Source organism: Paenibacillus sp. TY11, assembly GCF_059772165.1.
This window is the reverse complement of record NZ_JCBAIQ010000073.1, coordinates 1-571: the sequence shown is the minus strand read 5'-3', so window position 1 is coordinate 571 and position 571 is coordinate 1. Positions and strand designations below refer to the sequence as shown.

Here is a 571-nt window from a genome sequence, read left to right as displayed (position 1 = left end):
TGGGAAATCTCATCTTGAGGGGGGCTTCACGCTTAGATGCTTTCAGCGCTTATCCCTTCCGTACATAGCTACCCAGCGGTGCTCCTGGCGGAACAACTGGTACACCAGCGGTACGTCCATCCCGGTCCTCTCGTACTAAGGACAGCTCCTCTCAAATTTCCTACGCCCACGACAGATAGGGACCGAACTGTCTCACGACGTTCTGAACCCAGCTCGCGTACCGCTTTAATGGGCGAACAGCCCAACCCTTGGGACCTACTTCAGCCCCAGGATGCGATGAGCCGACATCGAGGTGCCAAACCTCCCCGTCGATGTGGACTCTTGGGGGAGATAAGCCTGTTATCCCCAGGGTAGCTTTTATCCGTTGAGCGATGGCCCTTCCATGCGGTACCACCGGATCACTAAGCCCGACTTTCGTCCCTGCTCGACTTGTAGGTCTCGCAGTCAAGCTCCCTTCTGCCTTTGCACTCTTCGAATGATTTCCAACCATTCTGAGGGAACCTTGGGGCGCCTCCGTTACTCTTTAGGAGGCGACCGCCCCAGTCAAACTGCCCACCTGACACTGTCCTCG

The 571-nt window shown here is 56.6% G+C and carries 1 rRNA gene; it reads right to left on the bottom strand.

Going from position 1 to position 571, the window contains the following annotated elements:
* Positions 1-571, bottom strand: a 23S ribosomal RNA gene (locus AC6EJC_RS26860); the annotation flags it as partial.